The sequence below is a fragment of the Ruania zhangjianzhongii genome (assembly GCF_008000995.1).
Classification (GTDB): domain Bacteria; phylum Actinomycetota; class Actinomycetes; order Actinomycetales; family Beutenbergiaceae; genus Ruania; species Ruania zhangjianzhongii.
The window spans coordinates 1292217-1317851 of record NZ_CP042828.1; the positions used below are offsets into that span (position 1 = coordinate 1292217).

The 25635-nt window shown below is 70.0% G+C and carries 23 protein-coding genes; 16 read left to right on the forward strand and 7 right to left on the reverse strand.

Features of this window, described 5'->3' with window-relative positions:
- Positions 1–69: 69 nt before the first annotated feature.
- Positions 70–684: a TetR/AcrR family transcriptional regulator gene (locus FU260_RS05960; RefSeq protein ID WP_147916224.1), complete on the reverse strand. Its 615-nt coding sequence runs from the start codon at positions 682–684 to the stop codon at positions 70–72.
- A 107-nt stretch (positions 685–791) separates the two neighbouring features.
- Here FU260_RS05960 and FU260_RS05965 point away from each other — a divergent pair, with 107 nt between their 5' ends.
- Positions 792–1694, forward strand: a complete 903-nt coding sequence (locus FU260_RS05965) for an aldo/keto reductase (protein WP_147916225.1) — start codon at positions 792–794, stop codon at positions 1692–1694.
- 23 nt (positions 1695–1717) lie between these two features.
- On the opposite strand, the gene FU260_RS05970 is transcribed toward FU260_RS05965, so the two are convergent.
- A complete protein-coding gene (locus FU260_RS05970) occupies positions 1718–3496 on the reverse strand; it encodes a dolichyl-phosphate-mannose--protein mannosyltransferase (RefSeq protein ID WP_168211673.1) in 1779 nt (592 codons plus the stop codon).
- Between the two features lie 129 nt (positions 3497–3625).
- Here FU260_RS05970 and FU260_RS05975 point away from each other — a divergent pair, with 129 nt between their 5' ends.
- A complete protein-coding gene (locus FU260_RS05975) occupies positions 3626–4270 on the forward strand; it encodes a thymidine kinase (protein WP_147916227.1) in 645 nt (214 codons plus the stop codon).
- Positions 4271–4313: 43 nt separating this feature from the next.
- Positions 4314–5156, forward strand: coding sequence for a 16S rRNA (cytidine(1402)-2'-O)-methyltransferase (gene rsmI / locus FU260_RS05980; protein ID WP_147916228.1), 843 nt, complete (start codon positions 4314–4316; stop codon positions 5154–5156).
- 33 nt (positions 5157–5189) lie between these two features.
- Here the strand turns inward: rsmI and FU260_RS05985 are convergent, their stop codons facing one another.
- Both FU260_RS05985 and FU260_RS05990 read right to left on the reverse strand, forming a co-directional pair.
- Positions 5190–5903, reverse strand: coding sequence for a hypothetical protein (locus FU260_RS05985; protein ID WP_147916229.1), 714 nt, complete (start codon positions 5901–5903; stop codon positions 5190–5192).
- Between the two features lie 55 nt (positions 5904–5958).
- On the reverse strand, positions 5959–6534 hold the full coding sequence (locus FU260_RS05990) for an isochorismatase family protein (protein WP_147916230.1): 576 nt from the start codon (positions 6532–6534) through the stop codon (positions 5959–5961).
- Positions 6535–6568: 34 nt separating this feature from the next.
- On the opposite strand from FU260_RS05990, the gene FU260_RS05995 reads away from it, so the two are divergent.
- The 9 genes from FU260_RS05995 to FU260_RS06035 all read left to right on the forward strand — a co-directional run bounded on the left by FU260_RS05995 (position 6569) and on the right by FU260_RS06035 (position 17161).
- A complete protein-coding gene (locus tag FU260_RS05995) occupies positions 6569–7339 on the forward strand; it encodes an SDR family NAD(P)-dependent oxidoreductase (RefSeq protein ID WP_147916231.1) in 771 nt (256 codons plus the stop codon).
- The gene (folP, locus tag FU260_RS06000; protein WP_147916232.1) at positions 7339–8229 is read left to right on the forward strand and encodes a dihydropteroate synthase; all 891 of its coding nucleotides are present in this window, start codon (positions 7339–7341) and stop codon (positions 8227–8229) included. The genes FU260_RS05995 and folP overlap by 1 nt, the downstream gene beginning before the upstream one ends.
- Positions 8226–9038, forward strand: coding sequence for a pyrimidine reductase family protein (locus tag FU260_RS06005; RefSeq protein WP_168211674.1), 813 nt, complete (start codon positions 8226–8228; stop codon positions 9036–9038). The genes folP and FU260_RS06005 overlap by 4 nt, the downstream gene beginning before the upstream one ends.
- Before the next feature lie 331 nt (positions 9039–9369).
- On the forward strand, positions 9370–11166 hold the full coding sequence (gene metG, locus FU260_RS06010; RefSeq protein WP_147916234.1) for a methionine--tRNA ligase: 1797 nt from the start codon (positions 9370–9372) through the stop codon (positions 11164–11166).
- Positions 11156–12064: a TatD family hydrolase gene (locus FU260_RS06015; RefSeq protein WP_147916235.1), complete on the forward strand. Its 909-nt coding sequence runs from the start codon at positions 11156–11158 to the stop codon at positions 12062–12064. The genes metG and FU260_RS06015 overlap by 11 nt, the downstream gene beginning before the upstream one ends.
- A 190-nt stretch (positions 12065–12254) precedes the next feature.
- A complete protein-coding gene (locus tag FU260_RS06020; RefSeq protein WP_147916236.1) occupies positions 12255–13367 on the forward strand; it encodes a resuscitation-promoting factor in 1113 nt (370 codons plus the stop codon).
- Between the two features lie 301 nt (positions 13368–13668).
- A complete protein-coding gene (locus FU260_RS24360; RefSeq protein WP_280527387.1) occupies positions 13669–15264 on the forward strand; it encodes a resuscitation-promoting factor in 1596 nt (531 codons plus the stop codon).
- Between the two features lie 56 nt (positions 15265–15320).
- Positions 15321–16226, forward strand: a complete 906-nt coding sequence (gene rsmA / locus FU260_RS06030; RefSeq protein WP_210418212.1) for a 16S rRNA (adenine(1518)-N(6)/adenine(1519)-N(6))-dimethyltransferase RsmA — start codon at positions 15321–15323, stop codon at positions 16224–16226.
- Positions 16223–17161 (forward strand): 4-(cytidine 5'-diphospho)-2-C-methyl-D-erythritol kinase, encoded by a 939-nt coding sequence (locus tag FU260_RS06035; protein WP_147916238.1) that lies wholly within the window; start codon positions 16223–16225, stop codon positions 17159–17161. The genes rsmA and FU260_RS06035 overlap by 4 nt, the downstream gene beginning before the upstream one ends.
- Before the next feature lie 7 nt (positions 17162–17168).
- On the opposite strand, the gene FU260_RS06040 is transcribed toward FU260_RS06035, so the two are convergent.
- Positions 17169–18926 (reverse strand): siderophore-interacting protein, encoded by a 1758-nt coding sequence (locus tag FU260_RS06040; RefSeq protein WP_147916239.1) that lies wholly within the window; start codon positions 18924–18926, stop codon positions 17169–17171.
- Position 18927: 1 nt separating this feature from the next.
- Positions 18928–19893, reverse strand: a complete 966-nt coding sequence (locus FU260_RS06045) for an ABC transporter substrate-binding protein (protein ID WP_235912221.1) — start codon at positions 19891–19893, stop codon at positions 18928–18930.
- Positions 19894–20034: 141 nt separating this feature from the next.
- Here FU260_RS06045 and FU260_RS06050 point away from each other — a divergent pair, with 141 nt between their 5' ends.
- The 3 genes from FU260_RS06050 to FU260_RS06060 are packed head-to-tail and all read left to right on the forward strand — an operon-like array spanning position 20035 to position 22981.
- Positions 20035–21105: an iron chelate uptake ABC transporter family permease subunit gene (locus FU260_RS06050; protein ID WP_147916241.1), complete on the forward strand. Its 1071-nt coding sequence runs from the start codon at positions 20035–20037 to the stop codon at positions 21103–21105.
- The gene (locus FU260_RS06055) at positions 21102–22154 is read left to right on the forward strand and encodes a FecCD family ABC transporter permease (protein WP_147916242.1); all 1053 of its coding nucleotides are present in this window, start codon (positions 21102–21104) and stop codon (positions 22152–22154) included. The genes FU260_RS06050 and FU260_RS06055 overlap by 4 nt, the downstream gene beginning before the upstream one ends.
- Positions 22151–22981 (forward strand): ABC transporter ATP-binding protein, encoded by an 831-nt coding sequence (locus tag FU260_RS06060; RefSeq protein ID WP_147916243.1) that lies wholly within the window; start codon positions 22151–22153, stop codon positions 22979–22981. Before FU260_RS06055 ends, FU260_RS06060 begins: the two co-directional genes overlap by 4 nt.
- Here FU260_RS06060 and FU260_RS06065 read toward each other — a convergent pair.
- On the reverse strand, positions 22978–24522 hold the full coding sequence (locus FU260_RS06065) for an HNH endonuclease signature motif containing protein (RefSeq protein WP_168211675.1): 1545 nt from the start codon (positions 24520–24522) through the stop codon (positions 22978–22980). The two genes, FU260_RS06060 and FU260_RS06065, sit on opposite strands and share 4 nt — an antisense overlap.
- Before the next feature lie 266 nt (positions 24523–24788).
- Here FU260_RS06065 and FU260_RS06070 point away from each other — a divergent pair, with 266 nt between their 5' ends.
- Positions 24789–25616: a carbohydrate ABC transporter permease gene (locus FU260_RS06070; protein WP_147916245.1), complete on the forward strand. Its 828-nt coding sequence runs from the start codon at positions 24789–24791 to the stop codon at positions 25614–25616.
- Positions 25617–25635 lie beyond the last annotated feature (19 nt).

Here is a 25635-nt window from a genome sequence, read left to right on the forward strand (position 1 = left end):
TCAATGACAAGTTGCCTGGGCGGTGGTGTCAGTCAGGCGTGGCGTGGGCCCGGGAGGTCCTGCGGCCGGTCAGGCGTGGCGTGGGCCCGGGAGGTCCTGCGGCCGGTCAGGCGTGGCGTGAGCTCCGAACAGGAACGTGGAGATGGAGCGAAAGGCCTGCTCCGGCGACTCGCCGAGGCCGGGAGGCAGCATCTGCTGCAGCCAGAGCGTGGTGAAGCCGTGCACCAGGGACCACGCGCTGATCCGCGCCAGTTCCGGATCCGCACCGCGGCGTTCAGGCGGCAGTGCGGCGACGCCATGGCGCAGTGCCGCTCCGGCTCGTTGCTGTGCCGCAACGAGCGCGGGGTCGTCGCTGCGATAGAGGTCTGGGCGGAACATCACGTCGAAATGGGCGCGATGTCCGGTGGCGAAGGAGACATAGGCGGCACCCAGCCGGTAGATATCGGCCGGCGGATGGGCAGCCTCCAACTCGTCCGCCAACAGGTCGAAGCCTTCGGCTGCCATCGCGGTGAGCAGGCCAGTCTTGTCTGCGAAGTGGTGCGCAGGTGCGGCATGGGAGACCCCGGCTCGGCGTGCCAGATCGCGCAGGCTGACCGCTGCCGTTCCGCTCTCTTCGACCACATCCACCGCCGCTGCCAGTAGCGCGCGGCGCAGGTTTCCGTGGTGGTACGGTCGCTCGTCCATCCGGCCCTCCGTCCAACTAGACGTTGGCAAGACTACTGGTCGGGCGGCCGCGCGGTTCGCGGGTGTCCCTGCGGCCGGCGCACCGCCCGCAGGGACCGACTAGCGGAATGGGCCGGTCCGCAGCGGCGGGAGTCGTTAGGGTGAGGTGCGTGACTGAGACGACTATTCCCCGCGTCGCGCTGCGCGACGGTAACGAGATCCCCCAGCTCGGTTACGGCGTCTGGCGCGTGCCGGACGACGAGGCGGAGACCGCCACCGCCGAGGCGCTCCGGGTGGGCTACCGGCTGATCGACACCGCTGCCGACTACGGCAACGAGGCGGGCGTGGGTCGCGCGATCGCCGCGTCCGGCCTCCCGCGGGACGAGCTGTTCGTCACCACCAAGCTGAACAACCCCGATCAGGGGTATGAGGCCACGCTGCGTGCCTTCGACGTCTCGATGGACAAGCTCGGCCTGGAGACTCTGGACCTGTACCTGATCCACTGGCCGTGCCCGCGCGCCGAGCTGTACGCCGAGTCCTGGAAGGCGTTCGTGGCGCTGGCCGAATCCGGACGGGTGCGATCGATCGGCGTCTCCAACTTCCACCGCGCGCACCTGGACCGGATCATCGACGAGACCGGCGTGACTCCCGTGCTGAACCAGATCGAGGTGCACCCCTACCTGCAGCAGAACGAGATGCGCGGGATCAACTCCTCCCACCAGATCGTCACCGAGGCATGGTCCCCGCTGGGGTCGGGGCACGGGCTGCTGAACGACCCGGTGCTGGCCCAGATCGCCCAGCGGCACGAGGCCACTGTGGCTCAGGTCGTGCTTGCCTGGCACCTGCAGGTCGGCAACGTGGTGATCCCCAAGTCCGTGACGCCGTCGCGGATCGCAGAGAACTTCCAGGCGCCCAAGGTGAGGCTCACGGCCGAGGACCTGGCGCAGATCGAGACCGTGGACTCCGGCACCCGCTACGGCGGAAACCCGGACACCGCGCACTTCGGCATGCCGGAGTTCGCCGACCACTGAGCGCTGGCGGCGAGCGCGCGGGATCAGACCCAGCTCGGCAGCAGCATGTGCAGCCGCCAGAACCAGTACGGCACCCACTGGTTGGACCAGATCGGCCAGTAGAACGCGGCCACCAGCACAGCCAGCACGACGATGCCGGCAGCCGTCCAGATACCCGGTCGTCGCTCGCGCAGGGGCCAGCTGGGCCTGCCCCACAGCGTCGCGATCGCGAAGGTGAGGGTCAGCGCCACGAACGGCGCCAGCGCCACCGTGTAGAAGGTGAAGATGGTGCGGTCGGTATAGGCGAACCAGGGAAGATACGTCGCCCCGTACCCGGCCAGGACCGCCCAGGCGCGCCAGTCCCGGTGCCGCACGGCCAGCCAGAGCACCAGCAGCAGCGCGAGCGCTCCGCCCCACCACAGGACCGGGTTGCCCACGGACGAGATTGCCCCGACGCACCGGCTGGCGCCGCACAGGTCCATCGAGGTGCCGTCCTCGACATCTCGCCAGGCGAACGAGGTGGGCCGCCACTGCACCAGCCAGCCGAGCGGGTGGGACATGTAGGTGTGCTCGGAGTCCAGGTTGTTGTGGAAGTCCCACATCTTCAGGTGGTACTCCCACCAGGAGTTCAGCCAGTCCGGCATCCAGGTGCGTTGTGGAACGTCGGCGACGGCGTTCACCTCGCTGGCCCACTGCCGGTTGTAGGAGTTCGGGTTCAGCCACCAGGGCAGCCAGGTGAGGACGTACACCGCCGCCGCAGTGGGGACGAGCACGAAGAACGCCCGGGCGCCGTCCCTGATCAGCCCGGCACCGGCCCACAGCCGTACGGACACCTCCCGCCGCGCGGTGATCGACCACGCGACGGCCACCAGCCCGAACACGGCGAGGGCATAGATCCCGGACCACTTCACCCCGCTGGCCAGGCCCAGGCACACCCCGGCCACCAGCAGCCAGCCGCGCAGTCCCGCTTTCGGGCCCCACGGGTCGGCATAGGAACCGCGGGTGGCCAACTCGTCCGCGGCCAGGTGAGCGAGCCGTCTTCGGTGTGATTCCCGGTCCAGCAGCAGGGCCGCGAAGCCGGCCAGGATCCAGAACTGCAGGAAGATGTCCAGGATCGAGACCCGGGAGAGGGAGATGTGCGCACCGTCCACTGCGAGCAGCAGGGCGGCGGTGCAACCGAGCAGGTTCGAGGAGAACAGCCGGCGGGCGATCCGGGCGAGGAGCAGCACGGACAGGGTGCCGATCACTGCGGCACTGATCCGCCAGCCCCACGGGTTCTCTGGGCCAAGCAGGCGCATCCCGATGGCGATCATCCATTTGCCGACGCTCGGGTGCACCACGTAGTCGGCGGTGCGGTTGAGGTCGGAGAAGTCGCCGGCGGCGAAGTTCTCGTCCGGCTCCTCGTTCCAGTCCCCCTCGTAACCCAGCGTCAGCAGGGAGTAGGCCTGCTTGACGTAGTAGGTCTCGTCGAAGACCAGCCGGGCCGGCCGTTCCAGGTGCACCAGCCGGAGCACACCGGCCACCGCCGTCACCAGCAGAGCCCCGATCCAGCCCCAGAGCCGGGAGCCGGGGGCGGGGGAGAGGAGCCGATCGTGCAGTGCGGACCGGATCTCGGCGGCGCTGGTATGGGTGTTCGGGAGATCGGGACGGCCGGCCAACCTGCGTAGTTGCTGCCACCGGTCCGGGGCGCCGGCCGAGTGCCGGGCCGTGGCGAGGGTGCCTGGGGTTACCGAACCCGGCGGTACAGCATCAGGAGCGTTCCGGGCCGACGGCGTGACCTCGGTTGCGCGTGCCGACTCCCCCTGAGGGCCCTCTGCTCTCACGCCGGACAGTGTATGGGCGTGCGCTGGCAGGATCGGCCTCGACCGAGATCGGCGCCCCGGCCGGGTCCGCGCCCGCCCGGGGCGCCGATAGGCTGTGCCTCGCGTTGACGGCAGCGGAGGGAGGAGAGCGTGGCCAAGCTCCATTTCAAGTACGGCGCGATGAACAGTGGCAAGTCCGACACCCTGATCAAGACGGCGTACAACTATCAGGAGCGGGGCCTGCGGATCGTGGTCGTGAAACCTGCGACCGACACGAAGTCCGATTCCGCAGTCGTGGCCCGCGGCGGGGCTTCTCGGGCGGTAGACATCCTCGCCCACGCCGGCGATGATCTGCGGGCCCTGATCCTGCAGGCGCAGGAGGGCAGCGGGGCATTCGCGGGGCTGTGGAATCCCTCGGAGGACGAGCTGGCCACCGTCTCTTGCGTGCTGGTGGACGAGGCCCAGTTCCTCGAGGAGGAGCAGATCGACCAGCTCTTCGACGTGGCGAAGCGGGACGGGATCAGCGTGATCTGCTACGGCCTGCGCACCGATTTCCTCGCCCGGGTGTTTCCGGGCTCGCGGCGGCTGTTCGAGCTGGCCGACAACTTCGAGAAGCTGCCGACGATGTGCCGCTGCGGTTCGCAGGCAGAGTTCAACTGCCGCCGGTCCGGGGACAACTTCGTGTTCGAGGGGGACGCCGTCGCGATCGACGGCGAGGATGTGATCAGCTACGAGTCGCTGTGCGGCGCATGCTACCGCCGGGAGCGGGACCGGGCGATGAAGGCGGCACTGTGATCAGGCGGAGCGCCGCGGCGACGGTCACGGACGGAGGGGCGGCGTGAGTGACCGGACCGGCGCTGGTGTCATCGTGCTCGCCGCCACCCCGATCGGTGACGTCGAGGACGCCTCGGCCCGGCTCGTCCGTCTGCTCGGCGAAGCCGACCTGATCGCCGCCGAAGACACCCGGCGGCTGCGCGCGCTGGCCAGTCGGCTCGGCGTGCAGGTCAGTGCCCGGGTGCTCAGCTACCACGAGCACAACGAACAGGCCCGGGCCGACGCCGTGCTCCAGGTCGCCGCGGACGGCGGCACAGTGCTCGTGGTCACCGATGCCGGGATGCCCGCCGTCTCCGATCCCGGGTTCCGGTTGGTCCGGGCCGCCGCCGAGGCCGGTGTCCGAGTGACCGCCGCCCCCGGGCCCAGTGCTGCGCTGACCGCGCTGGCACTCTCCGGGCTACCCAGTGACCGGTTCTGCTTCGAGGGCTTCCTGCCCCGCAAGCCGGGGGAGCGGGACCGGATGCTGGCCGAGCTCGCCGAGGAGCGGCGCACGATGATCTTCTTCGAGTCCCCGCACCGGATCGCCGCCGCGCTGGCAGCGATGGCGGCGGCGTTCGGCGCGGACCGGGACGCGGCGGTCTGCCGGGAACTCACCAAGACCTATGAGGAGATCCGCCGCGGGCCGCTGGCCGAGCTCGTCGACTGGGCGGCCGGGCAGGTGCGCGGTGAGCTGAGCATCGTGGTGGCCGGCGCCGACCCCGCCCCGCCGCAGGTCGAGGACCTGGTGGCCGAGGTGCTGCGCCGGACCGCTGAGGGGCAGCGGCTGAAAGAGGCCACGGCCCAGGTGTCGGTGCGTGCGGGGGTCAGCCGCCGGGAGCTGTACGAGGCCGCGCTGCGCGCCCGCTGAGTGCGCCAGCTGACCCCGCCCACCAACCGATGCTCAGGCCCCCAGCGACATCGGCAGCATCGCCAGCGAGATCACCACGAAGATCGCGCAGATCGCGAGGCAGATCAGCGTCGGCACTCGGCGCCGGTGCAGCACGGTGCGGGCGATCCACTGGCCGACAGGCAACGTGACCATACCGGCGAAGATTGCCACGATGGTCAGCAGCCACGGATCGATGCCCATGGCCAGGCAGGAGACATAGGCCAACCCGGCGAACAGGGCGGTGCCGACCAACCAGACGAGCTTGCCCATGCCCTCGAAGTCGATCTTGCGCACCAGGTACAGCAGTCCCACCAGGATCTCGGCGTAGATCGCTACGCCGAGCACGATGAACCCGGCGCCGGCGAGAGCGGCCTGCACCGCGGCTCCGCTCTGGCTGAGGAACGGCAGCACCGCGGACAGCGCCAGGCCGATCAGTCCGAAGCCTGCCGGGTAGGTCACCCAGTACGAGGTCAGCCCGTGCCACCGGCTCGCCTCGCGGCGCGGATCGGCGGGAGAGGGCGGGCCATAGTCGGCAGGCGGTACGCCGTAGCTGGTGGCCGGAGCCGGAGCCGGGGCCGGGGCCGGGGCCGGGGTGGCGTCGTAGCCGGGCGCCGGGGTGGCGTCGGCAGGGGGTACGTCGTAGCCGGGCGCCGGGGTGGCATCGACCGGCGAGTACGGCACGGCCGGTGGTGGGGTCTGGTCTGGGGCTGGGGCGGGTGTGGTCACAAGCGCTCAGCGTAGAGGGCGCGGGCCCGAAGAGCGATGGGCAGAAGGACCCGTCTCAGCCGTCCGTGGAGCGGATGATCCGGACCCCCGCGGCCGCCATCGCCTCGCGCGCTACCGCACCCTGCTCCGCGGTGACCGGCACGGTCAGATCGCCCAGCACCCGGGTGCCCAGCCCTTCGGCGACGGCATCCAACGCGGTCTCCTTCACACAGTGCGACTCGGCGATGCCCACCACGTCCACCTCGGTGACCCCGGCCCGGGTGAGGATCTGTGCCAAGGAGGCTCCGCCGTCGTCCACACCCTCGAAACCCGAGTACGCCGCGGCGTACGCCCCCTTCTTCACCGACGCATCCGGGGCGAGGTGGGCCAGCGCCGGGTGCAGCTCCGCCTCCGGTGTGCCCGCCACCCCGTGCGGCGGCCAGGTGTCGACGAAGTCCGGAGTCTCGGAGAAATGCGCACCGGGGTCGATGTGCCAGTCCTGGGTGGTCACCACCAGGTCATAGCTGTTCCGGTGGTTGGCCGCATACCCGGCGATTGCCTCGGCGACGGCGTTCCCTCCGTCCACAGCGAGCGCGCCACCCTCGCAGAACGTGGGCTGAACATCGACCACCAGCAGCGCGCGCGAAGCCATACAGTCACTGTGCCACGCCAACTACGCTGAGGCCATGCCGACCGCCCTCGTCACCGGTGCCTCCTCCGGGATCGGACTGACCTTCGCCCGCCATCTCGCTCAGCGAGGCCTCAGCCTGGTGCTGGTAGCCCGCCGCACCGGCCGGCTCGAGCAGGTGGCGGCCGAGTGCCACGCGATGGGCGCCCCCGAGGTGGAGGTGCTCGGTGCGGACCTGGGCACCGAGGCCGGTATCGAGGCGGTGGCCGAGCGACTGCGCACCGGTGATGTGCACACGCTGGTGAACAATGCCGGCCTGTCCGTGGGCAAGGAGTTCGGCGAGGCCGGGATCGACGAGCTCAGCGGTCAGCTGCGGGTGAACGTCGAGGCCGTGCTCCGGCTGAGCCACGCGGTGCTGCCGAGCCTGACGGCCCGCGGCGCCGGTGCGATCATCAACATCGCGTCGATCGCGGGGCTGCTCCCCGGGCGAGGCAGCACCTACTCGGCCAGCAAGGCCTGGGTGATCAGCTTCACCGAGGGGCTGGCAGCCGATCTGGCCGGTACCGGGGTGCGGGTACAGGCGCTCTGCCCGGGTTTTGTGCGCACCGAGTTCCACGAGTCGGCCGGGATCGACATGCGCCGCACCCCGGACTGGCTGTACGTGGACGCCGACCACCTGGTAGCCACCTCGTTGCGCGATCTGGCCCGCGGCACCGTGCTCAGCGTGCCCGGCGCCCAGTACGCCGCCATCGCGACCGCCTCCCGGCTGGTGCCACGCTCGCTGTTGCGCCGGCTGGCGGCCGGGGTGAAGTCGAGGGGTCGGGACTGATGCGCGCACCGGCTGCCGTCGCGCAGCTCCCGCCGCGGCGGATCGGGGCCCGGGAGTTCGACTTCGCCCGCCAGGTGGCGGTGATGGCGATCGTGAACCGCACCCCGGACTCCTTCTATGACAACGGCCGCACCTATGCACTTCAGGCGGCGGTGGACTCCGCGCTGCGTGCCGCGGCCGAAGGTGCGGACTGGGTGGATATCGGCGGGATGGCGTTCTCCCCGGACACCGCCGAGATCAGCCCTGCCGAGGAACTGGACCGGGTGCTCGGGGTGATCGAAGCGGTCCGCGCGGCCAGTGATGTGGTGATCTCGGTGGACACCCAGCGGCCCGAGGTGGCCCGGGCGTGCGTGGCCGCCGGTGCGGACGTGGTCAACGACACCACCGGGCTGCGGGTGGCGGGGATGGCCGAGGTGGTCGCCGAGACCGGGGCTGCCGTGGTGATTGCGCACTCGGTGGCCGAACCGCACCAGCACCTTCCTCGGCCGCAGTACACCGATGTGGTGGCCGAGGTGGCCGAGTTCCTCGGCCGGCAGGTGCAGCTCGCGCTGGACGCCGGCGTGCCGGAGGAGGCGATCATCATCGATCCGGGGCACGACCTGAACAAGAACACCCGACACTCCCTGGAGCTGGTCCGCCGGCTGGACGAGATCACCGGGATCGGGCCGCCGACGCTGGTGGCGCTCTCGAACAAGGACTTCATCGGGGAGGCCCTGGGCCGCGATCGCGGGGAGCGGGTCTCCGGCACTCTGGCGGCCACGGCGATGTGCGTGGAGCGGGGCGCCCGGATCGTGCGCGCGCACGAGGTGGCGGCCACTGTGGACGCGGTGCGGATGACCGAGGCGGTGCTCGGGCTGCGGGAGCCCGCATGGTTGAGGCACAACGTATGAGGAACGGCGCGTCCGAGGAGACCGGGTCTGGCCGGCGACCCCCGTCCGAGGAGGCCGAGCCAGGCCCGCAGCCGGCGTTCGAGGAGGCCGAGCCAGGCCCACAGCCAGCATTCGAGGAGGCCGAGCTGCTCGCCACCTACCGGGTGGCCGACCGCAGCCGGGCCCACCTGCGTGCGAACATGATCGCCAGCATCGACGGCGCCGCCACCCACCAGGGCCTCTCCGGCGGGCTGAACGGGCCCGCGGACAAGCAGGTGTTCGATCTGCTGCGCCGGCTCGCGGACGTGATCATCGTCGGCGCCGGCACCGTGCGCGCCGAGGGGTACGGGGCGATGCGGCTCACCCAGGAGGACGTGACCTGGCGCCGCACCCAGGGGCTGAGCGACCACCCGGTGTTCGCGATCGTCTCCGGCCGGCTCGACCTGGACCCGTCCTCTCCGGTGTTCATCGAGGCGCCGGTGCGGCCGTTGGTCTTCACCCACGGCGGATCGCCGACGGCGCAGCGCACCCGGCTCTCGGACGTTGCCGAGATCGTGGTGTGCGGTGCGCAGGAACTCGACCCGGCGGCGATGCGCCTCGCCCTGCAGGCTCGGGGCCTGTCCCAGATGCTCACCGAGGGCGGCCCGCGCCTGCTCGGCACCCTGGCCGGCGCCGGTGTCCTCGATGAGATCTGTCTGACCATCAGCCCGCTGCTCGAGGGCGGCGATGCGGTCCGGATCACCCGGGACGCCCCGCCAGTGCACACCGGGATGCGGCTGACCGGCATGCTCAGCGCCGAGGACATGGTGATGCTGCGTTACCAGCGCTGAGGAGATTGTCGGCTACGACGACCAGGGCATCCCCGCGTGATCGTGGTCGATACCTCCGCGCTGGTGGCGATCGTCCTCGGTGAGGGCGACCTGGAACGGTTCGCGGCGATCATGTCGCGGGAGGTCTGCCTGGTCAGTGGCGCGAGCCTGACCGAAGCTGCCCTCGTCGTCGGTGCCCGGCAGGGTCCGGATGCGGTCGCGGTCCGTGCCGCTGCTTTTCAAGGGCGAGGACTTCAGCCAGACGGACGTCGACCAGGCACGATAACGGCTGCCAGTTCGCCCTCTGGGACACCGGAGATTCCGCTAGCCGCAGGGCATTACGATCGATCCCATGACCCACATCCTCTCCGCTGTGGCTTGGCCTTACGCCAACGGCCCACGGCACATCGGCCACGTCGCCGGCTTCGGCGTCCCCTCCGACGTGTTCAGCCGGCACATGCGGATGGCCGGTCACGAGGTGCTGATGGTTTCCGGCACGGACGAGCACGGCACTCCGATCCTGGTCCAGGCCGAGCAGGAGGGTGTCGCCCCGCAGGAGCTGGCGGACCGGTACAACCGGGTGATCGTGGAGGACCTCACCTCCTTGGGCTTGTCCTACGACCTGTTCACTCGGACCACGACGCGCAACCACTACGCCGTCGTGCAGGAGATGTTCCGCACGGTGCACAAGAACGGCTACATGGTGGAGCAGACCACGATGGGCGCGATCTCGCCGTCCACCGGGCGCACCCTGCCGGACCGGTTCATCGAGGGCACCTGCCCGATCTGCGGCTACGACGGCGCCCGCGGGGACCAGTGCGACAACTGCGGGAACCAGCTCGACCCGATCGACCTGAAGAACCCGCGCAGCCGGATCAACGGCGAAGCCCCGAAGTTCGTCGAGTCCAACCACTTCTTCCTCGACCTGCCCGCCCTGGTGGACACCCTCGCCGGCTGGTTGGAGACCCGCAGCGGCTGGCGCCCGAACGTCCTGAACTTCAGTCGCAACCTGCTCGAGGATGTCCGCCCGCGGGCGATGACCCGGGATATCGACTGGGGTATCCCGATCCCGCTGCCCGGCTGGGCGGAGAACGGCAATAAGCGGTTGTACGTGTGGTTCGACGCGGTGATCGGGTACCTGTCCGCGAGCATCGAGTGGGCCCGCCGCAGCGGCGACCCTGAGGCCTGGCGCGCCTGGTGGACCAGCCCGGAGGCCCAGTCCTACTACTTCATGGGTAAGGACAACATCACCTTCCACTCCCAGATCTGGCCCGCTGAGCTGCTCGCCTACGACGGCCGCGGCAGCAAGGGCGGCGCGGCGGGGGAGTACGGCGAGCTGCAGCTGCCCACCGAGGTGGTCTCGAGTGAGTTCCTGAACGTGGAGGGGAAGAAGTTCTCCTCCTCCCGCGGCCTGGTGATCTACGTGCGGGACATGCTCGCTCGGTACCAGCCGGACGCGTTCCGCTACTACGTGGCCGCTGCCGGCCCGGAGAACCAGGACGTGGACTTCACCTGGGAGTCCTTCGTCCGGCGCACCAACGACGAGCTGGTGGCCGGCTGGGGCAACCTGGTCAATCGCACCGCCACGATGGTGCACAAGAACTTCGGTCAGATCCCCACCCCGGGTGAGCTCACCGAGACCGACCGCGACGTGCTCGCCACCACCTCGGGCGCGTTCGCGGAGATCGGCGCCCAGATCCAGACCAACCGGCAGCGCGGCGCGATCGCCGCGGCGATGCACGTGGTGGCCGATGTGAACCGGTACGTCTCCGAGACCCAGCCGTGGAAGCTCAAGTCCGACCCCGAGCGGCTGGCCACCGTGCTGCACACCGTCACCCAGGCGGTCAGCGACTGCAACACCCTGCTCTCCCCGTTCCTGCCGCACTCGGCGCAGCAGGTGCACGAGGTGCTCGGCGGCACCGGGGAGTTCGCGCCGCAGCCGCGGATCGAGGAGGTCACCGATCTGGACGACGAGAGCCGCCACTACCCGGTGATCACCGGCGATTACGAGAAGTTCCCGGCGTGGGAGTCGCGTCCGGTTCGTGCAGGCACCCCGATCGCGAAGCCGGCTCCGGTGTTCACCAAGCTGGATGAGTCCGTGGTGGAGGAGGAGCTGGACCGGCTGCGGGAGAGCGACGATGGCGCGTAAGCGCGAACGCGGCTTCCCGCCTGCAGCTGAGCCGCTGCCGGTTCCGGTGGTGGACAACCACACCCACCTGGAGGCGATCGCAGGCGTCCTGCCCGACGGCGTAGCCGACCCCGGTCTGATCGGTCACCTCGCGCAGGCGGAGCGAGTAGGCGTCCGGGCGGTGGTGCAGATCGGCTGCGATCTGGACTCGGCTGCCCCGAGCGTGGCGATGGCCGAGCAGCACCGGCAGATCGTCGCCGGAGTCGCGATCCACCCGAACGAGGCCGTGTTGCACGCCGGCGTGCGCGAGCTGGCACCGGACGGGCTGGAGCCTGACCCCGCACCGCGGCACGAGGTGCCGCTGGCCGAGGCGATCGAGCAGATTGCCGCCCTCGCCCGGGCCGACCGGGTGCGAACGGTGGGGGAGACCGGGCTGGACTACTTCCGCGCCGGACCGCAGGGCCGGGCAGTGCAGCGGGAGTCGTTCCGGGCGCACATCGCGCTGGCCAAGGAGCTCGGGCTGCCGCTGCAGATCCACGACCGGGAGGCACACGCCGACGTGCTCGAGGTGCTCGCCGCCGATGGCGCCCCGGAGGCCACCGTGTTCCACTGCTTCTCCGGGGACGCGGAGATGGCCGCTGAGTGCATCCGCCGCGGCTACTACCTGTCCTTCGCGGGCAGCGTGACCTTCCGCAACGCCGAGGAGGTGCGCCAGGCCGCCGCCGCGACCCCGCTCAGTCAGCTACTGGTGGAGACCGACGCGCCCTACCTGACTCCGCACCCGTGGCGCGGGCAGCCGAACGCTCCCTCGGTGGCGGCCGCGACCGTGCGCGCCCTCGCCGAGACCAAGGGAGCGGACCTGACCGAGGTGTGCTCCGCCGTCGACGGTAACGCCGAAAGCCTGTACGGACCGTGGTGACCCGGGGTGCAGAGCGGCCGGTGAGAGGTGCCCGTCCGGGCACCGAATCGGCCCGATCGGACGGTCGCTGGAGCGTGACGTCGTACACAGGTTCCGGCCAGGTACTGGAAATCGAGGTCACAAATCGGTTACGGTCGCATCTGGCCCGTCCCTCCCGGGCTTGACACAGCAAGAACAGGACCCCTCCTCCGTGCCCGCTGCAAACTCCACGTCACGCCATCGCGCTGACGCCCCCGTCACCACCACTCTGCCCCGCTCCGTGCGCCGCGCTCTCGGCGCCGGTGGGCTCGCCGTCGTTCTGGCGGGCTCGTTGGCATTCGCCGCGAACCAGCCGGGCGGAGCCGCAGAGACCGATGCCGCCGACCCGTTCGGTGGTGGGTCCGCCGAGGACGCTCAGTCCTATCTCGCCGGCCGCAGTGAGCTGTGGGACCAGGCCTCGCGCAGCGGTGACGGCACTCGCGACATCCCCGCCGGTCTGCTCGACGAGGCAGGCCCGGCGGTGCAGTTCCAGGCGACGGTGGACGGCGAGACCTACGACATCGAGTCCAACGCCGGGACGGTCGCCGATGCGCTGATCGAGAACGGCATCGTGGTGGGCCTGGACGACAACGTCTCGGTGCAGATGAACAGCGTGCCCACCGACGGCGCAGACATCAGCATCGAGCGGGTCGGTACCCAGTACGGCACCGAGACCGAGACGCTGGAGTACGAGACCGTGCGGCAGGAGACATCGTCGCTGCCGCGTGGGACCGAGGAGGTGGAGACCGAGGGCCAGGAAGGCTCGCGAGTGATCGCCTACACCGCCGAGTACCGTGACGGCGAGGAAGTCTCGCGTGAGGTGCAGGCGGAGATCATGGTCTCCGAGCCGGTCGACGAGGTGGTCCTGGTGGGCACCGCGCCGCCGAGCACCCCGAGCTCCGATTCGTCGAACTCCTCGGAATCTTCGGGGTCGTCGGACTCCTCCGACAGCGAGTCCAGCGCCCCGTCGGGCGACTACTCGGGCACTGATCCGCGCTCGATCGCGCAGGAGCTGCTCGCCGCCCGTGGATGGGGCTCGGGCGAGTGGAGCTGCCTCAACCAGCTCTGGGAGCGGGAGAGCAACTGGAACCCGCATGCGCAGAACCCCTCGTCCGGCGCCTACGGAATCCCGCAGTCGCTGCCCGCCTCCAAGATGGCCTCCGCCGGTGCCGACTACCGCACCAACCCGGCCACCCAGATCACCTGGGGTCTGAACTACATCTCCGGCCGGTATGGCACGCCATGCGGCGCCTGGGGCCACTCGCAGTCGGTGGGCTGGTACTGACCGGTCCCGCTGGTCGGGCCCGCGGACAGGTCCCGCTGACTGGCTCGGCGCACCCGCCTGGCTCACCAGGCCTGCTGACTGGTTCGGCGCACCACGTGGCGGCTATACCGATTCATTGCCGACGACGGACCGTTCGTTGGCATGACAGGCCGGGTGTTGTGCCGATCCTCACAGGTTTCGCGGATTTAGTTGACCTCGATGGTAACGATCTGGTTACAGTCGAACGTTCGCCTGCGTGTCCTACCCCGATGTAGCCACCTGCTGCGCGCTCCCTCCCCTCCCGACCGTAGGATTTCAGCCCGTGTCTTTCTTCGAACGATTCCGCCGCTCCGACGCGTCTGCGGGCCCTGACGGCCCCGAGACCGATCCGATCGAGGCGACCGACGAGCCGGACCTGGACCAGACCACCGAGCTCGACCTCGGCGGGACTGCCGGCGACACCGCCGCGGTCGACTCCGCTGCCGGCGAGGCGGCCACCGGTGGGCCGGAGGCGGAGCCCGATGTGGCGGAGGCTGGTGAGCCAGGGGCTAGTGAGCCGGAGGCAGAGACGGCGGGGATCGCCGCTCTCGGCGTGAGCGACGACGCCGGTACCCACGACGACGCAGCGTCCGGGGGCGAGGCAGCCTCCGGGGCCGCAGCTGCGACCGGCGGCAAGCGGCGCCGTCCGCGCCGCGCACGCCGTCGTGTCCTCCTCGGGACCGCCGCGGCCACTGTGCTGCTGCTCGCCGGGTCCGGGGCCGTCGTGGCCTCCGCGCACAAGACCGTGGAGGTAGACCTCGACGGTGAGACCTATACGTTCAGCACGTTCGCCGGATCGGTCGACGGTCTGCTCGACGAAGCCGGGATCAACCTCGGCGAGCACGATTCTGTGGTGCCGGGCACTGAAGAGGCGCTCAGCGACGGGTCCGACGTAGTGGTGCGCACCGGCGACCAGATCACCATCACTGCCGACGGTGAGCAGAGCCAGGTGTGGACCACCGCCCTCACCGCTGATGAGGCCCTGGCCCAGTTCCTCGGTGACGGCCGCGACGTGTCCCTGGAAGCGTCCCGCTCCGGTGACGGCCGGACCGAGCTGGAGCTGCCGTTGGTCACCGACGGCCCGGTCACGATCGTCGCGGACGGTGACGAGCGGACAGTGCAGGTGGACGGTAGCGCCACGCTGGGAGAGGTCCTGATCCGCGCCGAGATCGAGCTCAACGGTCGGGACGAGGCGGTCGTCACCGTAGGTGAGGACGGAAGCCCGGTGGTGACCGTGGTCCGGCACACGACAGAGACGCGTACCCGCACCCGCGACATCGAGTACGACACGGTGCAGCGCGAGACCGACGACCTCTACCAGGGGGAGTCCCGCGTGGTCGAGGAGGGCAGCGACGGCGAGCGCACCATCACGTTGCAGGACCACCTCGTCGACGGTGAGGTCTCTTCCACGAAGCGGCTCTCCAACGAGGTCACCACCCGGGCGGAGGACCGCGTGGTCGAGGTCGGCACCGCCGAACGGCCCGCACCTGAGCCCGAGCCCGAGCCGGAGGAGGACTCCGGGGACTCGGGCGATTCCGGTAGCTCCGAGGACTCGGGCAGCTCCGAGGGGTCCGGAGGATCCGAGGACTCCGGTGACGACTCGAGTGAGGATTCCGGCGGCGACTCCGGTGGTGACGCCGGCAGCGGTGTCTGGGCGGCGCTCGCCGAGTGTGAGTCCGGTGGCGACCCGACGACCAACACGGGCAACGGGTACTACGGCCTCTACCAGTTCTCCCTGCCTACGTGGCAGGCGGTCGGCGGCTCCGGCCTGCCGAGCGAAGCGTCCGCAGCCGAGCAGACCAGCCGCGCGCAGACCCTGCAGCAGCAGAGTGGGTGGGGCCAGTGGCCCGCCTGCGCGGCCTCGCTCGGGCTGCTCTGACCTGACCGGGAAGCATCGGCCTCACGCGCTGAGCGCTGCCCAGTAGGCTCGTCGCTGTGAGCACCCCTGATGCAGATCCCGCCGCAACCCGGCTGCTGACTGCCTCGAGCGTGCGCGCCCTGGCTGAGCAGCTCGGGATCCGGCCGACCAAGAGCCTCGGGCAGAACTTCGTGATCGACCCGGGCACGGTGCGCAAGATCGTCCGCACAGCCGGTGTGCAGCCGGGGGAGACCGTGGTGGAGATCGGTCCCGGACTCGGGTCGCTCACCCTCGGACTGCTCGAGGCCGGTGCGCAGGTGCTTGCGGTGGAGATCGACCCGGTGCTCGCCGGCGCGCTGCGCGAGACTGTGGCCGGCCGTGCTCCGGCTGCCGCGGACCGGCTCACCGTGATCGCCGCGGACGCGCTCACCATCGGTGACCTCCCGGCCGAGCCGACGCGGCTGGTGGCCAACCTGCCCTACAACGTGGCTGTCCCGGTGCTGCTCACCTTCCTCGAGCAGCAGCGGAGCCTGCAGGAGGTGCTGGTGATGGTGCAGGCCGAGGTTGCGGACCGGCTTGCCGCCCCGCCCGGTTCGCGCACCTATGGGGTGCCCTCCGCCAAGGCCGCCTGGTACGCCTCGGCACGGCGGGCGGGAACGATCTCGCGCAGCATCTTCTGGCCGGTGCCGAACGTGGACTCGGCGCTGGTGCGACTGGTCCGCCGGGACCCACCACCCAGCGCCGCCTCCCGCGAGGAGGTGTTCGCGTGCATCGATGCTGCCTTCGCCCAGCGCCGGAAGACGTTGCGCGCCGCACTGGCCACCTGGGCCGGTTCACCGCAGCAGGCCGAACAGCTGCTTCGGGTCGCCGGGATCGACCCGGCCAGCCGTGGTGAGCGCCTGGACATCGCCCAGTTCGCCGCCCTCGCCTCGGCCCGCACTGCCGTCCAGGGCACGTCCAGTCCGCACGGAGGCTCCCGATGAGGGCGGTCCCGACCGTGCAGCAGGCCGTGCATGTGCGCGCGCCGGCCAAGATCAACCTGGTGCTCCGGGTCGGCGCGCGAGAACCGAGCGGTTACCACCAGCTGGCCACGGTGTTCCAGGCGGTGTCCCTGTTCGAGGATGTCGTGGCCAGTCCGGCCGAGGAGATCAGCACCAGTACCACCGGGCGGTGGGCCGAGCACGTTCGCGACGACGAGAGCAACTTGGCCTACCGCGCCGCCAGCCTGCTCGCCGAAGCCTCCGGCACTCGCACCGGTGTGCACCTGGAGATCACCAAACGCGTCCCGGTAGCCGGTGGGATGGCGGGAGGCTCCGCAGACGCCGCCGCGACGCTGCTCGCCTGCGACCTGCTCTGGCAGACCGGCCTCGCCCGGGAAGAGCTCGGCCACCTGGCCGCCGAGCTCGGTGCGGATGTCCCGTTCGCGCTGACCGGTGGAACGGCCGTCGGTCTCGGCCGCGGGGACGTGCTCACCCCCGCACTCGCCCGCGGTGCTTACCACTGGGTCCTGGCGATCTCTGAGCAGGGCTTGTCCACCCCCGAGGTGTTCGAGGAGTGGGACCGGCTCCACCCGGAATACGCCGAGCATCCGAGCATCGACGACGCTGTGATGGCCGCCCTCATCTCCGGTGACGCCCATCGCCTGGCCGAGGTCCTGGTGAACGACCTGGACGCAGCGGCCGGCAATCTCGCACCGGGGGTGGAGCGCATCCAGCAGGTGCTGGCCGACAGCCCTGCACTCGCCACGCTCGTCTCCGGTTCGGGCCCTACGGTCGCTGCCCTTGCCCCGGATCACCCCACCGCCGTCGAGATCGCCGAGACGGTGCGGGCGATGGACGTGGCCGACGAGGTCGAGGTGGTGACCGGTCCCGCTCCTGGTGCGCGGCTGCTGGAGTCGGTGCGCGAGGACGAGGGGTAGCCGGCCTTCAGCGCAGGACGGTCGCCTGCACACCCCAGCCCAGCGGGACCACGCGGTGGACCTGCCATCCGGCGGCGCCGGCCAGTTCGGCGATCGCGTCCGGGTCGCGCAGGCCCCGGCCGATCCGGGCGTAGGAGCGCAGCGACACCTCGTGCCCGCCGGACCCGAGCGCATCAGGCTGCCCGGCCTCGATGATCAGGGCGGTCGCAGCTTCAGCACGTAACCGGCCGAGGAGGGCCGCCGCCTCGGCGTCGGTGCGGTGCGCCAGCGCATGCGCTGCCACCGCGAGATCTGCTCGGACCTGTTCGTTCTCGCCCACCCAGATCGTCGACGCCGGTTCGGTCAGCTCGTCCTGGAGCGCTCGGGTGAGTACGGGGTCAGCCCGTACCCGCACCTGGGCCGGGTGGCAGCGCCGGTGCAGCGCCTCGGCGACTACATGGCTGCCTGGGCCGAGCAGCAGCACTTCGCGGGCCCTGGCCCAGACCTCGTCGGACAGTGCGGCGTCGAGGAGGAAGCTCAGTGACTCCGAACTCTCCACCAGTTCCGTCACCAGCTCCTCCGCGCGGGCGGAGGTGCCGGCCGGCTCGGTGCCGGTGATCTGGTCCAGCAGCGTGCTGCCGGTCCGTAGCTGCCACGGGACCTGGCCAGTGCGCAGTGCCGGTGCCAGCTCGCCGAGGGCCAGCACCAGCTCGGCGTCCAGCCCGTCGAACTCTTCGGCCGCGTGCTCATCGCCCGCCAGCTCCTCACCGGCCGGTCCGAGCCGGAGCTCGCGGGCGTCACCGGCGAGCAGCCCGTAGCGCACCAGGATCGGGAGTAACAGTCCGAGCGGCTCCGCCGGGACGTCGAGCGTGGACGCCACCTCAGCCAGAGGCCGCGCCGGCGTTGCGGCGACGGCGTCGAGCAGACCCAGCTGCACCGCCGCCCGGGTGGCCAGCCACGGCAGTGGGGAAGGGATCGCGGCCTGGGCCGAGGTGCGCGCGGCGGCGTGCCAGTAGCCGGTCACGTTCATCCGGTCCTTCGGCAGGTTGCGCACGTTTTTCAGCTCGCGCCGGACCGGGAGCAGCGCCCGGCTCTCCGCCCCGGCCCAGACGTAGCCGTTGCCGTCGGGCAGGTCCACGGCACCGAATGCGTCCGCAAGGGCCTGAGGGTCGTCCGGTGCGGCCACGATCCACGTGAGTCGGTCCTGCGCCCGCACGGCAAGCTCCTGCCGAGCGACCGGATCGGACACGCTGACCAGCACCTGCACCGGCAGGTCCACCGGGCGTTCGTCCAGGAAGCGGCCGATGGCGGGCAGGGCCGTCTCGTCCCCGACGAGCACCAGCCAGTCCAACTCCGGAGGTAGCACGGTGGAGGACTTCGGCCCGACCATGTGCAGGTCGTCCCCCGGTGCGGCGTCGCGGGCCCAGGCGGCCGCTGGGCCGTGGCCGTGCAGGACGAAGTCCAGGTCCACCTCACCGGCGTCGAGGTCGACTCGGCGGGGGGTGTAGTCGCGCGCCACCCGGGTGGTGGACGCCGGCCACTCGATGCCATGCTCCAGCTGCGTGGGCAGGGCCCCGAGGATGTCGCCGTCGGAGGCGAAGATCAGCTTGACGTGGTCGTCGAACCCAGGGGAGGCGAACGCCGGCTGCGGGTGGTCGCCGGAGGTGAACTCACCCAGCTGCGGCCCACTGACGGTGATCCGCCGCATTCGCGGGTTCAGGTCGATCACCCGCCGGACGCTGACCTGGCGAACGGTGAGCGGGTGGGTGCGGAAGGTGCGTGCCATGTCAGCTGAACTGTTCGTCGACGATGTCCAGCAGGGCCATCGTCTCGTCGAAGTCCCCCCGCAGCACCCAGTACGGCAGGTCGTAGGCGCGCTCGTTCTGGAATGCGGGCAGCGCCGCGTACACCGGGTTCTCGGACAGGGTGGCCACATCGGTGGTGTCGCCGTTGAAGCCCATCACGAACACGCTCGGCTGGGTGATCACCTGACCCACTTGTTCGGTGGACAGCTCGAACATGTCCCCGCCTCCGCCGTAGACCTCGAAGTCTCCATCGGCGAAGATCGGCGCCGGCTCGATACCCAGATCCGCGAACACTGTCGGCAGACCGACGCTCTCCACGAGCGCGTACGCGGTGCCGTCGCCCACGATGGATAGGAATGCGGCCGGCAGTTCCGGTGGTGTGATCGACTCCCGTACCTCCGTGACCCGTGCCTCGTAAGCTTCGACCGCCTCCGTGTACACCTCCGGCTTGTCGAACACGTCCTCGGCGAGGAAGGAGTACTGGGCCTCCCAGGTGGTCAGCTCGCTGCCGACCAGCACGGTCGGGGCGATGTCGGTCAGCTCGTCGTAGGCCTCTTCGGCCTGGAACAGCGGGAACCCGATCCCACCACCGATGATCAGATCCGGCTCGGCCGCCAGGATCGCCTCCAGGTCGAATCCGTCGACGCTCCACGGGAGGAACTCGGTGCCGTCCTCGTTCGCCTGGTCCGCCCAGAATGACGAGAACTCACCCTGGTCGGCATCGGCGTCCTCCGGGATGGTCGCGGTCACCGGGATGTCCAGGTCGTAGAGGTAGCCAGCGAGGGCATAGTTGAGCACGACGACGCGCTGCGGGTCGGCGGGAACGGTGACCGTCCCGTAGTCGGTCTCTACGTCGTGACTGCCTGCGGCCGGCTCCTCCCCGCTGCCGCCGCCGGCGTCCGAGCCGTCACCGGAGGAGCAGCCGACGAGCAGGAGACCGACTGCCACCACAGCGGCAATCGATCTGGGTAACACGCGGGACCGGGTGCTCATTTCAGGCAGACCTCATTCACGGAAACGATCAGGGATTTGGTAAGGTTAGCCTACGCTTAATGAGGAGGTCGACCGCCAGGGAAGGACCCGCTTGCTATGCCGACAGCGACCGACGCCGTCGCGCGCACGTCCGACCGCCACCCGGCGAGAGATGCCACCAGCCGGTCTGTGCCGCGTCGGCGGCGCTGGCTCGGGCTCGCACTGGCCGTGCTCGCGCTGTGCACCGCGATCGTGCTCAGTGTGGCGGTCGGCTCGGCGATCCTGCCGCTGGACATGGTCTTGCGCGCCTTCACCGACCCGGATGGTTCGGTCGCCCAGATCACGGTGAGCGTCGCGCGCGTGGACCGCACGATCCTCGGCCTGCTGGTCGGCGCTGCCCTCGGCGGGGCGGGGGCACTGATCCAGGCACTGACCCGGAACCCGTTGGCCGATCCGGGCATTCTCGGGGTGAACGCCGGGGCCGGCTTCGCGGTTGCGCTCGCGGTTGCGTTCCTGGGCGTGACCCGGATCAGCCAGTACCTGCCGTTCGCGCTGCTCGGGGCGGTCGGCGCCGCCGTGGTGGTGTATGCGATCGCCGGTGGCGGGAGGAACTCACCGACGCCGCTGCGGCTCACCCTGGTCGGCGTGGCCTTCGGTGCGGTGCTGATGGGGATGACCCAGGCGCTCGCCCTTATCGATACCGAGACCTTCGACCGGATGCGGTTCTGGGGGGCGGGTACCCTCTCCGACCGTCCGGGTGGCACCATCGCTGCGATCGCCCCGTTCGTACTCGTCGGCTTGCTGCTCGCGGTAGTGTGCGCGCACCCGCTGAACCAGGTCGCCCTCGGGGATGACTCGGCTCGCGCCGCCGGTGTGCGGGTGGGCCTGCTCCGCGTCGGGGTGGTACTCGCCGTGACTCTGCTCTGTGGGGCTGCGACCGCGGCGGCCGGTCCGATCTCATTCGTGGGGCTGATGGTCCCGCACGCTGTGCGCTGGTTCACCGGGCCTGACTGGCGCAAGGTGATCGTCTTCTCCATCCTCGTTGCTCCCGCCTTCCTGCTCAGTGCTGACGTCCTGGGCCGGCTCCTCGTCTGGCCGAGCGAGCTGCAGGTCGGGGTGACGACGGCGCTCCTCGGTGCGCCGGTGCTGGTCGCCCTGGTGCGCCGGTCAAAGGCCAAAGCACTGTGACCGGCGGCCTGGTCCTGCGCTGGCGTCGCGCCAGCGTCCGGCTGCATCCGCGCACGCTCGTGGTGTGCGCTGTGCTCGGTGGGCTCACCCTGGTGCTCGCGCTGTGGTCGGTCACGCTCGGCACCATGCCGCTCTCCATCGGCGAGGTGGTGACCGCACTCACCGGCGGCGGCGACGAACAGCTGAACAAGGTGGTGCTGGAGTGGCGGCTGCCGCGGGTGGTCGGTGCCCTGCTGTTCGGCGCTGCCCTGGGGATCAGCGGTGCGGTGTTCCAGTCGCTGACCCGCAACCCGCTCGGCAGCCCGGACGTGATCGGCTTCACCACCGGCGCCTTCACCGGAGTGGTGCTCACTCTCCTGGCCGGTCTGACCAGCTACGCCGCACTCACCGCCGGAGCCCTCGCCGGTGGTCTGGTGACTGCCTTCGCGGTCTACCTGTTCGCCTTCCGGCGCGGAGTCCAGGGGTTTCGGTTCATCATCGTCGGCATCGCCGTGAGTGCCTTCCTTGGTGGGGTGAACACCTGGTTCTCCGTGAAGGTCGATCTGGACGTGGCGCTCCGGGCGGCGGTCTGGGGGGCAGGGTCGCTGTCCGTGGTGGACTGGCCGGCGATCCGGGTCGGCGCCGTGGTGCTCGCGGTGGTCCTGATCGCTGCGCCGGCGGCCCAGCGCCGGATGCGCCGGCTGGAGCTGGGGGACGACACGGCGGCGATGCTTGGGGTCCCGGTCGAGACTTCGAAGGCCCTGCTGATCCTCCTCGGCGTCATCGCGATCGCGCTGGTGACCGCGGTGGCGGGCCCGATCGCGTTCGTCGCGCTGGCCGCCCCACAGATTGCGCGCCGGCTCACCCGGCAGGGCACCTCGGTGGACCTGGCGGGCTCGGCCATGGTCGGTTCATTGCTGCTGCTCGGTGCGGACATCATCGCCCAGCACGCGATCCCCGGCGTGCGCCTGCCCACCGGAGCAGTGACCGTGGCAATCGGTGGCGCCTACCTGGTGTGGCTGCTGGCGCGGGAGAGCCGACGTTCCCTGGACACGACTGGAGCAGGATGAGACTCACCGCCCACACCCTGAACGCAGGCTACGGCGACCGGCAGGTGCTCGAGGGCATCGACCTGGAACTTCCGGACGGGGAGTTCACCGTGATCGTCGGACCGAACGCGTGCGGCAAATCCACCCTGCTGCGCACGCTGGCACGCCTACTGCGCCCGACCGGTGGCCACGTGCTGCTCGACGGGCAGGATGTCCGCCGGCTGCCCACCAAGCAGGTTGCCCGCAAGATCGGGCTCCTACCGCAGACCTCGATCGCACCTGAGGGCATCACCGTGTTCGATCTTGTGGCGCGCGGGCGCTACCCGCACCAGTCGATGCTGGCCGGCTGGTCCGAAGCGGACGAAGCCGCAGTCGACGCTGCGCTCGCGGACACCAACGTCACAGACCTGGCAGACCGGCCGGTAGACGAGCTCTCCGGCGGTCAGCGCCAGCGGGTCTGGATCGCCATGGTGCTCGCGCAGGAGACACCGCTGGTGCTGCTGGACGAGCCGACCACCTTCCTGGACATCGCCCACCAACTCGAGGTGCTCGAGCTGGTCCAGCGGCTGCGCACTGCGGGTCGCACCGTGGTGGCGGTGCTGCACGACATCAACCAGGCAGCCCGCTACGGCAGCCACCTGATCGCGATGAGCGAGGGACGGATCGTGGCCCACGGCTCGCCGCACCAGGTGGTGACGGCCGAGCGGATCGAGGAGGTCTTCGGGCTCCGTTGCCGGGTGATCGCGGACCCGGACACCGGGGACCCGGTGATCCTGCCCCGGTCGGTCGCGACGCCTGCGGCGGAGCGGACGCTCCGCGCAGCCGGCCTGCATGTACCTCGCCGTTAGCCGGTGTCTGGCCAATCTCGGTGCTTGGCTGGTGGGTCGAGGTTGGTGTTGATGGTGGTGCCGTCGGGGCGGGTGAAGATCCATACGCCGTCGTGCCGGGTCATGGTGATGGTGCGGGCGTCGACGACGGTGTGATGGTGGTAGCACAGGAGTGCGCCGTTGGCGGTGTTGGTGGGTCCGCCGTCGGCCCAGTGGATGCGGGCGTGGTGTGATTCGCAGATCGCCGGTGGCGCGGTGCAGCCGGGCCACGTGCAGCCTTGGTCGCGTGCGATGAGCGCGCGTCGTTGTGCTGGGGTGAACAGCCGGCGGGATCGGCCGAGGTTGATGACTTCGCCTTCGGGGGAGAACAGGACGCGGTAGAGGTCTCCGCAGGTGGCGAGTCGGCGGAGGAGTGCTGGTGGGACGGGCCCGGTGCCGTCGTCGAACGTCGGTGGTTGGTTGTTGAGCTGGGTCGCCCAGTCGATACCGATCAGGTCGCGTAGTGGGATGGTGTCCCAGCGGCTGCTGCCGGGGGTGGGAGTGGAGCAGGGGGTTTGTTCTGTCGGCGCGGTGGTGCCTTCGCGTGCTTCGCGCAGGAGTCGGTCGAGGTCGGTGGGGTTGATCAGGACGCCGAGGTGGGGTCGGACGGAGGCGTGGGTTCCGGCTAGGCCTTGGTCGAGGACGAGGTGGGCGAGGTCGGCGAGGGCTTGTGCGCGGCGCTGATCGGCGGTGCGCTGATCGTCGGGCGCGGGTGGGGTGATCACGGCGTCCATGGCGGCGCGCACCAGGCGTCCGTTCTCCTCGGTGAGAAAGCCGGACAGGTGCCACCCGTCCAGGGTGCGGACCAGCTCGACGTATTCGCGTTCTTTGGCTTGGCGGTAGCCGCGCTCATCGGCCTCGGGGTCAGCGACCTGAGCGAAGTGCTTACCCAACCGGCGGATCTGGTCCACCCGCATGTCCTGGGCCTGCGCGAGGAGAAAGTCCTCCACCGTCTGAGCAGTGTCATCGGTGGCTGCCTCCTCGAAATCCGATTCCCCTGCCTCCGCACCCTCCGCGGCCGAGGCGTCGGTGGTGATGGGTTCGGCTAGTGCTGCGATGCGGGTGGGTGAGGTCAGGGCGGTGGTTGCTAGGGCGTCGATCTGGTCGGGGCCGATCTGTCCGGCTCGTAGGGCGGCGCCGAAGCGGGGGATGTCATCGCGCAGTTGGCGGGCCAGGCGCACGCTGCGGCGGGCGTTGGCGTAGGAGATGCCATGGGTGTGGGCAACGTGGGAGGCGTAGGTGCGGGGGTGGAACGCGGTGGTGGCCCACCGCCCGTCTGCTTCTTCCACGGTCAGCCATTGGTAGCGCTTGCCGGTCAGCCGGGTGCACAGGCGGTGCACTCGCACGCTCGCGATGCCGAGTTCGGGTCCGGTGTGCAGGTCACGCTCGTCCTGGAGGTCGGCGCTGGTGATCGCACCACCGAGGGCTTCCAGGGCCGCGAGGCGGGTGGGTAGATCGGCCTCGAGGAGCTCGCCCAGGGGTGTGCCATGCAGGACCTCGGCACTGATCGTGGAGTCGCTCACCACTGCTCACCTCCCGTCGATTCTATGACCTGTGCTCGTACATCCATTCTACGAGAGAGTGGGTGTCATGTGGGGTGAACACGCGTGCGTGTTGAATCTGTGGACCGTCCACCACTTATCCACAAAATCGTGGTGATGATGCCCTTCCGCCCGCAGAATGTCGGTGCTACGTGGTATGCGCCCATCCACCCGCAAACGTTCTCTTATGTGGCAGATTTGACGTGCTCCAGCCGACCACCCCGCGCCCGCAGCCAGGTGGTCGCCGCATGCGGCAGGTGCGCGCCGCGGCCAAGCACACGATGCTGATCGTGCTGTGCGCTGTGATGATCTACCCGCTGATCTGGTTGGTGGTCTCCAGCTTCAAGCCGAACAGCGAGATCTTTCGCGACCTGAGCATCTTCACCACCGATCTGACCGCAGAGAACTACGCGAACGGCTGGAACGATCTGCAGCACCCGTTCAGCGTGTTCCTCATCAACTCCTCGATCATCGCGCTCGGCTCGATCGTGGGGAATCTCGTCTCCTGCTCACTGGCCGCCTATGCATTCGCCCGGCTGCGCTTTCGCGGCAAGAACCTGTTCTTTGCGCTGATGCTCGGCTCGATCATGCTGCCCTTCCAGGTGCTGCTGGTGCCGCAGTTCCTCATCTACAAAGAACTCGGCTGGCTGAACACGTTCCTGCCGTTGATCGCGCCGAAGTTCCTGGCCACCGAGGCGTTCTTCCTGTTCCTCATGGTCCAGTTCATCCGCAGTCTGCCCAAGGAGATCTTCGAGGCGGCCCGGATCGACGGCGCCGGTCACTTCCGCTGCTACGTCCAGATCGTGCTCCCGCTGGTGGTCCCGGCGCTGGCCACGACGGCGATCTTCACCTTCATCTGGACCTGGGGCGACTTCTTCGGCCCACTGGTCTACCTCCGGTTGCCGGAGACCTGGCCGGTCTCGGTAGCGCTGACGGGGTTCCTCGATGCCCAGACCAGTTCCTCCTACGGCTCGATGTTCGCCACGAGTGTGGTCTCCCTGCCGCCGAAGTTCCTGGTGTTCCTGTTCGGTCAGCGGTTCCTGATCAAAGGCGTCACCACCACCGGGTTGAAGTAGGCGCCGGGGCGATCAGCAC

Coding starts and splice junctions, on each gene's coding strand:
- FU260_RS05960 (WP_147916224.1), bottom strand. CDS start 684: ATGGACGAGCGACCGTACCACCACGGAAACCTGCGCCGCGCGCTACTG.
- FU260_RS05965 (WP_147916225.1), top strand. CDS start 792: ATGGGCCGGTCCGCAGCGGCGGGAGTCGTTAGGGTGAGGTGCGTGACT.
- FU260_RS05990 (WP_147916230.1), bottom strand. CDS start 6,534: ATGGCTTCGCGCGCGCTGCTGGTGGTCGATGTTCAGCCCACGTTCTGC.
- FU260_RS05995 (WP_147916231.1), top strand. CDS start 6,569: ATGCCGACCGCCCTCGTCACCGGTGCCTCCTCCGGGATCGGACTGACC.
- folP (WP_147916232.1), top strand. CDS start 7,339: ATGCGCGCACCGGCTGCCGTCGCGCAGCTCCCGCCGCGGCGGATCGGG.
- FU260_RS06005 (WP_168211674.1), top strand. CDS start 8,226: ATGAGGAACGGCGCGTCCGAGGAGACCGGGTCTGGCCGGCGACCCCCG.
- metG (WP_147916234.1), top strand. CDS start 9,370: ATGACCCACATCCTCTCCGCTGTGGCTTGGCCTTACGCCAACGGCCCA.
- FU260_RS06015 (WP_147916235.1), top strand. CDS start 11,156: ATGGCGCGTAAGCGCGAACGCGGCTTCCCGCCTGCAGCTGAGCCGCTG.
- FU260_RS06035 (WP_147916238.1), top strand. CDS start 16,223: ATGAGGGCGGTCCCGACCGTGCAGCAGGCCGTGCATGTGCGCGCGCCG.
- FU260_RS06040 (WP_147916239.1), bottom strand. CDS start 18,926: ATGGCACGCACCTTCCGCACCCACCCGCTCACCGTTCGCCAGGTCAGC.
- FU260_RS06050 (WP_147916241.1), top strand. CDS start 20,035: ATGCCGACAGCGACCGACGCCGTCGCGCGCACGTCCGACCGCCACCCG.
- FU260_RS06060 (WP_147916243.1), top strand. CDS start 22,151: ATGAGACTCACCGCCCACACCCTGAACGCAGGCTACGGCGACCGGCAG.
- FU260_RS06070 (WP_147916245.1), top strand. CDS start 24,789: ATGCGGCAGGTGCGCGCCGCGGCCAAGCACACGATGCTGATCGTGCTG.